13 protein-coding genes and 1 tRNA gene are annotated in these 12,391 nt (G+C 55.8%); 12 read left to right on the forward strand and 2 right to left on the reverse strand.

The features are described from left to right. Positions 1–293: 293 nt before the first annotated feature. Positions 294–2,039, reverse strand: coding sequence for a hypothetical protein (locus RBB44_RS01600; RefSeq protein WP_306148134.1), 1,746 nt, complete (start codon positions 2,037–2,039; stop codon positions 294–296). 406 nt (positions 2,040–2,445) lie between these two features. Then, positions 2,446–2,535: transfer RNA gene (locus RBB44_RS01605), tRNA-Ser, on the reverse strand. Between the two features lie 320 nt (positions 2,536–2,855). Here RBB44_RS01605 and RBB44_RS01610 point away from each other — a divergent pair. From RBB44_RS01610 to rlmH, 12 genes are all read left to right on the forward strand, one after another. Continuing rightward, entirely contained in the window at positions 2,856–3,848 is a 993-nt protein-coding gene (locus RBB44_RS01610) for a hypothetical protein (protein WP_306148135.1), read from the forward strand. 341 nt (positions 3,849–4,189) lie between these two features. Next, entirely contained in the window at positions 4,190–4,786 is a 597-nt protein-coding gene (gene rplU, locus RBB44_RS01615) for a 50S ribosomal protein L21 (RefSeq protein ID WP_306148136.1), read from the forward strand. A gap of 57 nt (positions 4,787–4,843) precedes the next feature. Next, positions 4,844–5,113 carry a 50S ribosomal protein L27 gene (rpmA, locus tag RBB44_RS01620; protein WP_008192734.1) on the forward strand — a complete coding sequence of 90 codons (270 nt, stop codon included), beginning with the start codon at positions 4,844–4,846 and terminating at the stop codon, positions 5,111–5,113. 141 nt (positions 5,114–5,254) lie between these two features. Continuing rightward, positions 5,255–5,860, forward strand: coding sequence for a GNAT family N-acetyltransferase (locus RBB44_RS01625; RefSeq protein WP_040451371.1), 606 nt, complete (start codon positions 5,255–5,257; stop codon positions 5,858–5,860). Then, positions 5,857–6,426: a GNAT family N-acetyltransferase gene (locus tag RBB44_RS01630; protein ID WP_306148137.1), complete on the forward strand. Its 570-nt coding sequence runs from the start codon at positions 5,857–5,859 to the stop codon at positions 6,424–6,426. Before RBB44_RS01625 ends, RBB44_RS01630 begins: the two co-directional genes overlap by 4 nt. Beyond that, positions 6,423–6,968, forward strand: coding sequence for a GNAT family N-acetyltransferase (locus RBB44_RS01635; protein ID WP_306148138.1), 546 nt, complete (start codon positions 6,423–6,425; stop codon positions 6,966–6,968). The genes RBB44_RS01630 and RBB44_RS01635 overlap by 4 nt, the downstream gene beginning before the upstream one ends. A gap of 46 nt (positions 6,969–7,014) precedes the next feature. Further along, complete coding sequence (obgE, locus tag RBB44_RS01640; RefSeq protein ID WP_306148139.1) at positions 7,015–8,061, forward strand: GTPase ObgE; 1,047 nt, start codon at positions 7,015–7,017, stop codon at positions 8,059–8,061. Further along, entirely contained in the window at positions 8,061–9,200 is a 1,140-nt protein-coding gene (gene proB / locus RBB44_RS01645; protein WP_306148140.1) for a glutamate 5-kinase, read from the forward strand. The genes obgE and proB overlap by 1 nt, the downstream gene beginning before the upstream one ends. Before the next feature lie 52 nt (positions 9,201–9,252). Continuing rightward, the gene (locus RBB44_RS01650; RefSeq protein WP_306148141.1) at positions 9,253–10,533 is read left to right on the forward strand and encodes a glutamate-5-semialdehyde dehydrogenase; all 1,281 of its coding nucleotides are present in this window, start codon (positions 9,253–9,255) and stop codon (positions 10,531–10,533) included. After that, positions 10,530–11,159 (forward strand): nicotinate-nucleotide adenylyltransferase, encoded by a 630-nt coding sequence (locus RBB44_RS01655; RefSeq protein WP_306148142.1) that lies wholly within the window; start codon positions 10,530–10,532, stop codon positions 11,157–11,159. Before RBB44_RS01650 ends, RBB44_RS01655 begins: the two co-directional genes overlap by 4 nt. A gap of 236 nt (positions 11,160–11,395) precedes the next feature. Continuing rightward, on the forward strand, positions 11,396–11,779 hold the full coding sequence (rsfS, locus tag RBB44_RS01660; protein WP_286182741.1) for a ribosome silencing factor: 384 nt from the start codon (positions 11,396–11,398) through the stop codon (positions 11,777–11,779). An 83-nt stretch (positions 11,780–11,862) separates the two neighbouring features. After that, positions 11,863–12,345: a 23S rRNA (pseudouridine(1915)-N(3))-methyltransferase RlmH gene (gene rlmH / locus RBB44_RS01665; RefSeq protein ID WP_306148143.1), complete on the forward strand. Its 483-nt coding sequence runs from the start codon at positions 11,863–11,865 to the stop codon at positions 12,343–12,345. The last annotated feature ends 46 nt before the right edge of the window (positions 12,346–12,391 follow it).

Consider the following 12,391-nt stretch of genomic DNA (forward strand, 5'->3'; position numbering starts at 1 on the left):
ACTTAAAACTGAGAACTAAACAGCCTTCCATTAGTAAGGCGGCAATTCAACGAACTTCTGATCAGCCACGCGTTTTCCCGTCCTCAGACTGAGTTTGAGGAAAAGTGCAAAAGTAACCCGACCCTATCGATTGAGCGTGGTTCTTTGAAGAATAACAAAGACTTCATGCGTAAGCGCCTTCCAGATGAGGCAGAACTCCACAAGTTCATTGTAAATGACGATGCTTTCAAGGCTTTTCGGATGCAGAGCCTTGCGCAGCTCATTTCAAAGCGGCAGGATTAGAACTAATAGCGCTATTTGCTTCGTTTCCTCCCCCGGGATCGCTTGTTATTCGCAATCTTCTCGAAATCCAGTCCCTGAAACATCGAGTAGTCGATTTCCTCATTCAGAGAAGCTTGCGTTAAACGACGCGCGGCCTTTTCTGTCAGTGACTTGAAACCGTATTCCTCGTGGATATCGGTTAACTTGTGACCGACCTGAAGACGACGGTCGCGAGCATCAATCCCTTGTTCACGAAGGTCTTCGATGTGTCCGCCCCGTAAGGAATGGAAAATTTCTCGCCCGCCGTCCTCGCGGGTCTTTACTCCGGCTTTCTTGAATAGCCGCCCCATGTACTGCGATGCAGACTTTGCGGGGTCTGCGAGCTTCATTAGCCCTGGAAACAGCCAATCCTGTTGTTTTAATGCCCAGTCGATATACCCAATCTCTTTCAGGAAGGGGTGGAGTACGAAATACCGGGTGCTTGCCCCTGTCTTATAGGGAACCCGTTTCCAACGGTTCTCATTTTCATCGAAATATATGCCCGAGGTTTGCGCGACCCAAACCCCGGGAAACTTTTCCCAAATGTCCGTGCCCTTCAGGTAGGTCAGCAAACCAAGCCGTCTCCCGGTCAAGTGGCCCAGCAACGGCAGCATGGTGTTGTCCAACAGGCCAGTGTCTACACCTGTGCGGAATATCCGGGTGATTTGATCAGAACTCAGCGGTTCCGTTTCGACCTGATTGGATGCGGTACTCGGGTAACGCAATCGGACGCCATCAAATGGATCCTTAAATTCGTAATCGACCATTCCATGTCGGATCATGGATTTGATGTTCGACACATATACGTTCTGGACTGATGCTTTTGAAAGCGGTGGTAGTTCAAATGTCTGGTTCGCGGAAATTATTTCCCGGGCGGATAGGGCCGGAGAACGCGCGTTCGGATTTGCAGGGTAGAATTTCAAGAACTCCACGAAAGCCTGGAGGTCCGCACCAGTGTATGTATCGACCGGGTGATCGCCGATCAATTCAATGAAAAGTTCTTTCCGGGTGCGGGCTGAATCAATATCCTTTGATGCTTCCGGATTTCGGCCGAGCCATGAGCACAGGTATTCCTCGGCCACATATGAGAAGAGTGGTTTTGTTGAGTGGGCTCGCTGAACGGTACGCCTGTCATATTGGTGGACGGGCGTGTGAGGGCGTTCGGGTGAATTTGTCTTCTGTGGTGTAGGAGCTTGAACTGGCGCGGGTGCTACCGGAGATGTTGGAAGCACTTCTGCGACGGGAGCTTTTCCCGCCGACTGCGATGTGGGTTTGATGTCCGAAGTCGATCCAGCCTTTGGCGGTGTCTCAGCTGGTAATGTCTTTTCCGCTGTTCCGGCATATTCTGTCGAAATACCTGTGCGCTCAGCCAGTGCTCTGGCTTTGCGGGCTGTCTCTTCTCTTGGGTCAGGCGCTCGTGCCGTATTGTCCTTCTCAGCAATTGCGGCTTTTTGGTCGTTCGTATATCTCGACCGAAGTTCCTCAAAATTGTCCATGATGAGCGGATTAGCGCTTTCCGGTTCGGCAATTTCTTTTGCCAAACCTACAAAGCCGCGCATGGCCGCGAACATCTTCTCGTCTGCTGGACTGTCAGGCGGCGGTGGTCTGGAAATGATCCTGTGATAGGCTCGTAACTCGCCAATGAACTCAGCTTGCACAATTGGGTCACCCAGCGCGGGCTGAAAGTCTTCATCATTATCCTCGGAAGCCTCGTTACTTTTAGACTGTTCTTCTGTCACGCACCTAAGCTCCGTCAGCCCGAAGAGGTGCCGCGCGTATCCGATCAAAAGATCAGCCTGGCGGCGCGCTTCGCGGTGAGGACAAGCGCCAAGGCTGATCCGGATCGGGGCCGCTCGGCGGTCCGGGTCCAGCTGTTTCGGCCATCGAACTTGAAAAAGATAAATATTTCCCGAGCGAACCAGATTGGGGCCAGGGGAGGGACGTTTTGGTTTCCGGGTTTTTTGCGTTCCGGAAGGGGGAGCAGACGACTTATTCCGGTGTTCCTGACGAACTGCCTCAAGGGAGACGAAGGACGATACCTTGCGCGATACCATGGACGATACCAGCCTCTGTTCGAGGTTGGCCGTTTTTGAAGATTCGCGGAAGTCTGCGGTTCGCCGAAATGGCGGAGAGTGAAAAAGTGGCTGGCGGAGAGAGAGGGATTCGAACCCTCGGAACGCTTGCGCGCTCAACGGTTTTCGAGACCGCCCCGTTCGACCACTCCGGCACCTCTCCGCGATGCTTATCGACAAACGGGTCTTAAGCGGCGCGGAACATAGACAAACCTGCCCATGCCCGCAAGTCCCGATTTCGAAGTTCCCATTTCTGAGTTTCTGCCCGCTAGTCTGGTACAGGCACGGCGAAGCCAATTGCGGCTGGTTTGCGCAATATTGCCGTTTTGTATCTTCAATATTAAATCTGAGTCATCTGTTGGTTGTTCCCTTGTCGATAGGAAGGTCTGGTATCAACTCCTAACAAAGACAAGGACACATCAGTCGCTAGCGGTTACCTGCCGGCCATGTCCGGCGTCTTATTTTAGAGCACAGGACGCGGACATGGATTCGGAAACCACAATATCGAGCGAAAGCGACGTTCAATACAGCACGCCACACGTATACTTCTTCGTACCTTATAACGTGGACGATGACGGGGACGATGATGAGCTCGGCGCTATCCTAAGGCTCGGCGAGGCGTCCGATCTTGAATACGATTGCACGTCCAGTGAACTCGCAGCTTACTACCCGCAGCAGCACATAAGTGACGCTGGCGACAGCGATACTGCGGTCGACCAGGCGGCTGGTGTGAGCGACAGTGAAACACTGAAAGGCATCTTACTGTCCTGCGATGGACGGATCCTCGTTAAGGCTGGCGAGAAAATGTACATTGAGACCGGAGCCTATAATCAGGCGGTCAATGGGAACTACGAGCTTGATGCAACAGGTTCCTATACGACCGCAGCAGCAGGGACGGTTTCCATTTCCTCAACTGGAAGCGATGTGAAGATCGCGAGCGCGGACAGCAAGGACATATACATCACAGCCGGCGAGACGAGTTCCGGATCAGCAAACGGGACGATCTACGAAAGCTCGCAGGACCATTACAAGGTCATCGGCGGTCACCAATATGAGAAAAGTACGGCGAAGGACACCTATGTGACCGGCGTATCAAACAACTTCTTTTTTGGGGCAACGTCTACAGTCCAGGTCGATGCAGACTTCACTTTGCTTGCTGGCGGATCTTGTATGGTCAAGCCTATCCTCAACGTCGTTTTGACGGGCATCCAGTTCGAAGTAATTGGCAAACTGTTTGAGCTGAAGGGCAGTGCAACGGACATAAAAGAAAGCTGGTTTGGCGTTGCCGGTCTGTCGACCAAGGTGAACGAACTTGAGGCTGAAATTTATGCGACAGACGTCACCGTAAGCCAAACGACAGTTCAAGCGCGCGACAACCTGGCAGCAGTTGCAATACTCGAGAGTAAGGTGCGTCAGTTGGAGGCGGAAATGGGAGGAGTCCGTGCGGCAGTTCGAGACATGGATGTCCATATGTAGGTAGTCGCCCACCGTGCATCTTTTGGTGCGTGAGATTGGGATTATCGGCGCGCGGTGCTTTTGCGGTCAACTCCACTACGTGTTTCAATTCCAAGAAAAGATTGACATGCCGATGCCGATACATATATTGCGCGCTGTTCGAAGTGCCGGGGTCTGCCCAGACTCCGGCCTTCGTGTTGGGCCGGGCCCGCAGGAATGCGCTTTACTCAAGCCGCTGTAATGACCTGCCAAAGACCGAGAGCAGATGTTTGCTGCTTCGGCGCCTTTGTTCAACGCGGTTTCCGCAACTGGCGTCAAGCGAGTTGTTGGATTTAAAAAACGAAAAGAAGGACGTGCGAGACATGTTCGCAGTGATCAAAACTGGTGGCAAGCAGTATAAAGTTGCCGCTGACGACCTGCTCCGGGTCGAAAAACTCGATGCCGAAGCTGGCAGCACCGTAACTTTCGACGAAGTGCTGATGGTGGGCAACGACACAGACACCACAGTTGGCGCTCCGACCGTTGAAGGTGCCAGCGTTGTTGCAGAAGTGGTCGATCAGGGCCGCAACCGCAAAGTTATCATTTTCAAAAAGCGCCGGCGTCAGAATTCCCGCCGCCGCAATGGCCATCGTCAGGCATTCACCCTCGTTAAGGTGACCGACATCCTGACCGGTGGTGCAAAACCGGCCAAGAAGGCTGCGCCGAAAGCGGCTGCGCCGAAGGCTGAAGTCAAGGAAGACGCACCGGCTGCAGACGCTGGCGCGGACGACCTGAAGAAACTGGACGGCGCTGGCCCGGCTGCTGTGAAGAAACTGAACGAAGCTGGCATCACCACCTTCGCTCAGATCGCAGCCATGAGCGCTGATGACATCGCTCGCGTTGAAGAAGAGACCGGCCTGAAGGGCAAGTTCGAACGCGGTAACTGGGTTGAGCAGGCGAAAGAACTGGCTGGCAACTGAGCTGCTGTTTCTTAAGACCTGACATTATAAGTATTCGAAGAACGAGGAGTTCTAACGATGGCACATAAAAAGGCAGGCGGTTCATCCCGCAACGGCCGCGACTCAGCCGGCCGCCGTCTTGGCATCAAAAAATATGGTGGCGAAGCCGTAATCCCGGGCAACATCATTGCTCGTCAACGTGGCACAACCTGGCATCCTGGCACCGGCGTAGGCATGGGCAAGGACCACACCATTTTTGCGACCGTTGAAGGCAAAGTTGAGTTTCAGGCGAAAGCCAACAAACGAACTTTCATCAATGTGGTCCCAGTGGCGGAAGCTGCGGAGTAAAGCCGACGTGACGTTTCGAAGCGCCGGTGTCCCATCCAGACCCCGGCAATTCGAGACAGGTCAGCATCCAAGACCAGTCAAAGATCCAAGGGGAAGATGGGGCACCATCTTTCCCTTGATTTGTTTTGGCTGGAGGAAAAAATGGTTGTTGAAAGCGATGGTCTGTTAGACGAAAGCAGTTTGTACGCGGCCCCGTTGCCGCAGGAAGCGGTTCATGTGCGGCTCGACACGCCGCGTGTGGACGATTTGGCTGATTTGGTGTTCCTGGCGAACAACAAACAGGTGGCGGCAAACCTGTCCACCATGCCGCATCCTTTCACGGCGCAAGACGGCCGCGCGTTGATCGAAAAGGCTGAGCGCAACCGTCCGCTGAACGCCGGGTTTGCGATCCGGTTGAAAAGCACGGGCCGCCTCATCGGTCTGACCCGCTACGCCAATGTCGAGCCGGATGGTCCTCTGCATATTGGTTATTGGCTCGGTGAACCCTTCTGGGGACGGGGCTATGCGACCGAGGCGGTCCATGCGCTTGTTGATCATGCCTTCACGCATACAGACGCCGAAGAATTGCAGGGCTCTTGTCGAGTGACCAACCCGGCTTCGCGCAGGGTTTTGATCAAATCGGGTTTCCAGTATCGCGATCAGTCGATGATCCGGTCGCTCGGGGCCGGCGGGTCTGTGCCGATCGAGCGGTACACGCTTGAAAAAGCCGTCTGGAAATCTCTGAAAGGATGGGGGCAAGGCCGATGATGACGTTGCCAGAATTGAAGTCGCGCCGTCTGGTTCTGCGGCCGCTGACCGCCGATGATGCTTCGGCAATTGCACAGCTTGGCGGTAAGGATTTTGAAATTGTCCGCTGGCTGAGCGCTGTATCCTGGCCGTTTGTGGAAGGCGAGACGGAAGCCTATCTGGAAACTGTTGTGGGGGTCGATCCGCTCACACATGAAGCTGCCTTCGCGATCACGCTCGGCGGTGTTTTCATCGGTGTTGTCAGCATCATTGCGCCTGGTGATCTCGATGAATTGCCGAATGCGCCTTCAATCGGGTATTGGATCGGGCGGGCCTTCCAGGGTCATGGCTATGCTTCGGAAGCTGTTGAGAGCGTTCTGGAGTGGGGTTTCGACGTTTACAAAACCGATGCGATTGGTGCCCGGGCATTTGAAGAGAATACCCGGTCCCGCGGATTGTTACGCAAGTTCGGGTTCAAGCCCTATGCCATGACCGAACGGTATGCCAAGGCGCTTGACCGGAAGGTCTCGAATGTCGTCGTCTGCCTGGAGCGGTCTGACTACGAAGCCAGACGGCAAGTGGCATGATCCCGTCAGAGATCCGGACCCGGCGGCTGGTGCTCCGGCCGCCGCGAAGTGATGACCTGAATGCCTGCGCTGCGCTTCTCGGAGACTACGAGGTCGTCAAGATGTTGTCCCGGGTGCCGTATCCTTATGATCTGGAGGGCGGACGGGCATTTCTGGACAGGGCGGCTGCGAGTTGGAAGGCACCGGAAGAGGCCGATGAACTGCCCTTTCATGTTGACCATGATGGCCAAATGATTGGCGCGGTGGGTTTTCGGAAGTTGCAGGAAACGCCCCGGATCGGCTATTGGCTGGGGCAGCCTTATTGGGGGCAAGGGTTTATGAGCGAAGCCGTTCTGGCTGCGCTTCAATGGCTTTTCCGGACAACGGATCACAATCGGGTTGTCAGCGAAGCCATGAAGACAAACGCCGCGTCCTTGGCGGTTATGAATAAAATGGGCTTTCGCCAGGTTGGAGAAAGCCTCTGTGACAGTGCCGCGCGCTCCGGGCCAGTGCCAGCCTTGCAAACCGAATTGATGCGCGCAGACTTTACGACCGGTTATTGATCGAAACGAAGATCATGTCCTGGTCCAGGATGAAAAGAGAAGAAAAATGAAATTCCTCGATCAGGCAAAGATCTACGTGCGATCAGGAAACGGCGGTGCGGGCTGTGTCTCCTTCCGCCGCGAGAAATATATTGAATACGGCGGACCGGATGGTGGCGACGGCGGCAAGGGCGGTGACGTCATTGTCGAATGCGTTGATGGCCTCAATACGCTGATCGACTATCGCTACCAACAGCACTTCAAAGCAGGAACGGGCGTTCACGGGATGGGTAAGAACCGGACCGGAGCGCATGGCGACGATGTCGTTCTGAAAGTGCCTGTCGGGACGCAGATCCTGGAAGAAGATAACGAAACCATCATCGCCGATCTGACGGAAATCGGCCAAAAGGTCCACCTTATGAGGGGCGGCAATGGCGGTTTCGGTAACGCGCATTTCAAGTCTTCGACAAACCAAGCGCCGCGCCGCGCCAATCCGGGTCTTGAAGGCGAAGAGAAATGGATTTGGTTGCGGCTGAAGCTGATTGCGGATGCCGGTCTGGTTGGTCTCCCGAATGCAGGCAAATCCACCTTCCTTGCAACCGTATCGGCAGCGAAGCCCAAGATCGCAGATTATCCCTTCACCACCCTGCACCCGAACCTTGGTATTGTGCAGATCGACGGCAACAGCTTTGCCATGGCCGATATCCCTGGTCTGATTGAAGGTGCCCACGAAGGCACCGGCCTTGGTGACCGCTTTCTGGGTCACGTGGAGCGGACCCGCGTTCTCCTCCATCTGGTTGATGGATCGGGTGAAGAAGACCCTGGCGAGGCCTACAAGGTCGTCCGCGGAGAGCTGGAAGCCTATGGAGCTGGTCTGACGGATAAGCCCGAGATCGTGGCCTTGTCGAAATGCGATGCCTTGACCGAAGATCTGATCGCAGAAAAGTCGGCCAGCCTGGAGGCTGCCTGTGGTCAAAGACCCTTGATCCTGTCATCTGCCAGCGGTCTGAATGTTGACCGCGCCCTGCGGATGATTGTCCGGGCCATCGATCGCGACAAGGAAGAAGCTGCCAATCAGGTACCGTCTCCCGAGCAGGAGGGGTGGCATCCCTGATGTCGGCGCAGCGGATCCTCAAGACCCATAGCCGGATTGTGGTCAAGATCGGCTCGGCGCTGCTTGTTGGCAATGGAGCGCTTCGGAAAGACTGGCTGGAGGCTCTGGTCTCCGACGTGGTTGACCTGATGGATGCCGGAGCTGAGGTGCTTCTGGTGTCGTCTGGGTCTATCGCGCTTGGCCGTGGGATCCTTGGGTTGCCAAAAGGGCCTCTCAAATTGGAAGAAAGCCAGGCGGCGGCTGCAACAGGCCAGATCGCATTGGCCAAAGCCTATGCCGAGGCGCTGGACGCGCACAATCGGCGCGCCGGTCAAATTCTCCTGACACTCGGAGATACGGAAGAGCGGCGCCGATATCTCAATGCGCGTGCCACCATCGGAACGCTGTTAAAGCTCGGTGCGGTTCCAATCATCAATGAAAATGATTCCGTTGCTACGTCCGAAATCCGGTATGGCGACAACGACCGGCTGGCCGCACGCGTTGCGACCATGGCGAGCGCCGATTGTCTTGTCCTGCTATCGGACATCGACGGTCTTTACACCGCGCCGCCGCATGTTGATCCGTCTGCGGTGTTCTTGCCGGAAGTCTCGCGGATTACGCCAGAGATTGAAGCGATGGCCGGCAGTGCCGGGTCCGAACTTTCCCGCGGGGGGATGAAGACCAAAATCGATGCCGGGAAAATCGCGACCGCCGCAGGAACGTCAATGGTGATTACATCCGGCAAGGAACTCAATCCGTTGAAGCGCCTGAACGAGGGCTCACGGGCCACCTGGTTCCCCGCATTGGCGACACCGGCAAGCGCCCGTAAAGCCTGGATTGGCGGGACGTTGGAGCCCCGCGGCGAAATCCTTCTGGATGCGGGTGCCGTTCGTGCCCTAAAGTCCGGAAAAAGCTTGTTGCCTGCAGGGGTGACCAGCGTTTCCGGTCAGTTCAGCCGTGGAGACGCAGTGAAAATCCTGGCGCCGGACGGTGCAGTGGCCGGGCGGGGTCTCATTGCCTATGACATGGATGAGGCGCAGCTGATTGCTGGCCGTAACAGCCGCGAAATCGAGGCAATTGTCGGATATCCGGGCCGGGCCGAGATGATCCACCGGGATGATCTTGTGCTCGAAGATGGCTTTTTGAACGGAACAAGCTAAAAACACCAATTCAAGGTGGCGCTGATGAACGTGCCAAACGGGAGTTGAAGGAATGCTGGACAAGGTTGAGGCACAGTCGACGGAAGCTTTGATGGCGGAGATCGGCACGCGGGCGCGGGCGGCTGGCCGGGTGCTTGCCAATGCCCCAACCAAGGCAAAAAACAATGCGCTCGTGGCGATGGCGAAAGCGGTGCGGGCCGCAACGCCGGAAATCCTTGAAGGCAATGCCAAAGACGTCGAAGCCATGAAGGCCAATGGCCAGACCGCAGCGTTTCTAGATCGCGGCACCTTGAACGAAGAGCGCGTTGAAGCGATTGCCAAAGCTCTAGAGGATATCGTTGCGCTGGATGATCCGGTTGGAAGCGTGATTGCGGCATGGGAACGGCCGAATGGTCTCAAGATCGAACGGGTCCGCACACCGCTCGGTGTGATTGGTGTGATCTATGAAAGCCGTCCGAATGTGACCGCCGATGCCGGTGCGCTGTGCTTGAAGGCCGGCAATGCTGTCGTACTCCGGGGTGGATCTGACACCGTGAACTCCAACAAGGCTATTCACGCAGCGATGCAAAAAGGTCTGATTGGGGCTGGTTTGCCTGAAGATGCGATCCAGATCGTACCGGTGACCGACCGGGCGGCAGTTGGTGAAATGCTGCGGGGATTGAACGGAAACCTCGATGTGATCGTTCCGCGTGGCGGGCGCAGTCTGGTCGAACGGGTTCAGACCGAGGCGCGTGTTCCGGTGTTTGCGCACCTTGAGGGGCTCGTACACATCTTTGTCGATAAGGCTGCCGATCTCGAAAAGGCCGTGTCGATTGTGAAGAATTCCAAGCTCCGCCGCACCGGGATCTGCGGCGCCTTGGAAACGCTGCTGGTTCACAAGGATGTTGCGGAGAGCCATTTGCCGGCAATTTTGGATGCATTGAACGCAGGTGATTGCGAGATCCGCGGCGATGCCGAAGTCCAGAAAATTGGCTCAGGTGTCTTGGAAGCAAGTGAAGAGGATTGGTCAACGGAGTATCTGGACAAGATCCTCTCTGCGATGATTGTCCCGGATCTCGATGCTGCCATCGCGCACATTGCCCATTACGGGTCCAATCACACCGATTGCATCATCACCGAGGATCAAGCTGCCGCGGACCGGTTCCAGGCGGAAGTGGATTCGGCGATCGTATTGCATAACGCTTCGACCCAGTTCGCGGACGGTGGCGAATTCGGGATGGGGGCGGAAATCGGGATCGCCACAGGACGGATGCATGCGCGCGGGCCCGTTGGCGTCGAGCAGTTGACAAGCTTCAAATACAAGGTGCATGGGACGGGCCAAATCCGTCCATGAGCAAATTGTCCACCGGCCAGGACCGTCATCAGGACTGGTTGAAATTGCCCCATTGTGAAGCGGGCAACCGGATCGGAATTTTCGGCGGGTCGTTCAATCCGCCGCATTCCGGTCACAAGATGGTTGCCGACACTGTTCTGAAGCGTCTTGGGCTGGATCAAGTTTGGTGGTTTGTCACACCGGGCAATCCACTGAAGAGCCATTCGGAGCTGGCGCCGCTTGAAATGCGGCTTCAGTTGACGAGTGCGTTGTCCAATCATCCGCGGATGAAAGTGACCGCTTATGAGAAAGTGTTGGGCACGCCCTACACGGCCAAGACACTGCAGGCACTGCGGTCCAGAAACCCGTCGGTCCGATTCGTTTGGGTCATGGGTGCTGACAATTTGGCAGGGTTTCATCATTGGCAGGATTGGCGAGGTATTCTCGGCACCGTGCCGGTCGCAGTCGTCGACAGACCGGGCGCATCGCTTTCGATGTTGTCGTCGCCAATGGCAAAAGCCTATGAAAAATATCGGCTTCCAGAAGAGGATGCAGGTCTTCTTCCCGATATGGACCCTCCGGTATGGACGTTTCTGCACACCCCTTTGGATCAGACTTCATCAACTGATCTGAGGCGCAAGGGGTGACGGATAAGGCAAACAGCCTAGTGAAAATTCCGTTGTCTTGAAATTGCCAAGTCAGACGCGGTATTATGTAGTGTGGCTGCTAAGGGGGCGGCCGCACATTGGTCAACCGGCCTGTAGCCAAAACGGGTGACGTGCAAAGTCGGACAATCATGTTCGTGACGACGTTGGACACAGGCCATTGAAGACAGCGAAAGGCATTCCACCTGACCATGTCCCTTGAAAGCGGGCGGACAGAAATGTCCACTCCTATGAAGGCTTCCGTAAGTGCAGACCTTACGGCCGGCCTCCTCGATACGGTTCTCGCGAGTCTGGAAGACTCCAAGGCAGAGGACCTTGTTACTCTCGACATCGCAGGAAAAAGCTCCCTGGCCGATCACATGGTGATTGTGTCCGGCCGTTCACATCGTCATGTCGGGGCAATCGCGGATCATTTGCAGCGTGACCTGAAAACTGCAGGACACGGCAATGCGACCGTTGAAGGGCAAACCACCTGTGATTGGGTCTTGATCGATGCCGGTGATGTGATCGTTCACATCTTCCGTCCGGAAGTCCGTGGTTTCTACAATCTGGAAAAGATGTGGGCCCCGGAAGAAGACGACGCACCGCAGTATATCGGCTGAACCTGGCACGAGGGTTCCGTCCAGGAGCCCCGTGATATTGTCGAAGCAGTAGTGGCACCGGATATTCGTCCGGCGAGGATCTGATGCGCTTCTCACTTATCTGCGTTGGCCGCATGAAGGCTGGTGCGGACAAAGATCTTTTCGACCGGTACATGGACAGGGCGCGCAAGTCTGGTCGCGCGCTCGGAATTACCGATGTCGGTCTTTCAGAAATGCAGGAAAGCCGCGCTCAGCGCGCCGAAGATCGCAAGGCTGATGAAGCACGGGCGATTTTAGCGTCTCTACCGGCTGGCGCAAAGCTGATCGTGCTGGACGAAAACGGCAAGAACCTGACCAGCCCAGCCTTTTCGGAGCGGTTGGAGAGGTGGAAGGATGACGGCGCGCCGGACATCGTTTTTGCCATTGGTGGTGCCGATGGGCATGGTCAAGAGGTTTTGGCCCGCGCCGATTTCAAACTGGCGTTAGGGGCGATGACCTGGCCGCATCAAATTGCCCGCATTCTTCTTGCGGAACAGATTTACCGGGCGATCACGATCCAGTCCGGCCATCCTTATCATCGCGTTTGATCAACTGATCCTCGATCATAAAACGCAGCGCCAGCATATCGCCGCA

Origin of the sequence: Roseibium sp. MMSF_3247, assembly GCF_030733765.1 — a bacterium.
In the GTDB taxonomy this organism is placed as follows: domain Bacteria; phylum Pseudomonadota; class Alphaproteobacteria; order Rhizobiales; family Stappiaceae; genus Roseibium.

What these genes read in the sequence shown, in the direction of transcription:
- RBB44_RS01610 (WP_306148135.1), top strand. Translation starts at nt 2,856, where the DNA reads ATGGATTCGGAAACCACAATATCGAGCGAAAGCGACGTTCAATACAGC.
- rplU (WP_306148136.1), top strand. Translation starts at nt 4,190, where the DNA reads ATGTTCGCAGTGATCAAAACTGGTGGCAAGCAGTATAAAGTTGCCGCT.
- rpmA (WP_008192734.1), top strand. Translation starts at nt 4,844, where the DNA reads ATGGCACATAAAAAGGCAGGCGGTTCATCCCGCAACGGCCGCGACTCA.
- RBB44_RS01625 (WP_040451371.1), top strand. Translation starts at nt 5,255, where the DNA reads ATGGTTGTTGAAAGCGATGGTCTGTTAGACGAAAGCAGTTTGTACGCG.
- RBB44_RS01630 (WP_306148137.1), top strand. Translation starts at nt 5,857, where the DNA reads ATGATGACGTTGCCAGAATTGAAGTCGCGCCGTCTGGTTCTGCGGCCG.
- RBB44_RS01635 (WP_306148138.1), top strand. Translation starts at nt 6,423, where the DNA reads ATGATCCCGTCAGAGATCCGGACCCGGCGGCTGGTGCTCCGGCCGCCG.
- obgE (WP_306148139.1), top strand. Translation starts at nt 7,015, where the DNA reads ATGAAATTCCTCGATCAGGCAAAGATCTACGTGCGATCAGGAAACGGC.
- proB (WP_306148140.1), top strand. Translation starts at nt 8,061, where the DNA reads ATGTCGGCGCAGCGGATCCTCAAGACCCATAGCCGGATTGTGGTCAAG.
- RBB44_RS01650 (WP_306148141.1), top strand. Translation starts at nt 9,253, where the DNA reads ATGCTGGACAAGGTTGAGGCACAGTCGACGGAAGCTTTGATGGCGGAG.
- RBB44_RS01655 (WP_306148142.1), top strand. Translation starts at nt 10,530, where the DNA reads ATGAGCAAATTGTCCACCGGCCAGGACCGTCATCAGGACTGGTTGAAA.
- rsfS (WP_286182741.1), top strand. Translation starts at nt 11,396, where the DNA reads ATGTCCACTCCTATGAAGGCTTCCGTAAGTGCAGACCTTACGGCCGGC.
- rlmH (WP_306148143.1), top strand. Translation starts at nt 11,863, where the DNA reads ATGCGCTTCTCACTTATCTGCGTTGGCCGCATGAAGGCTGGTGCGGAC.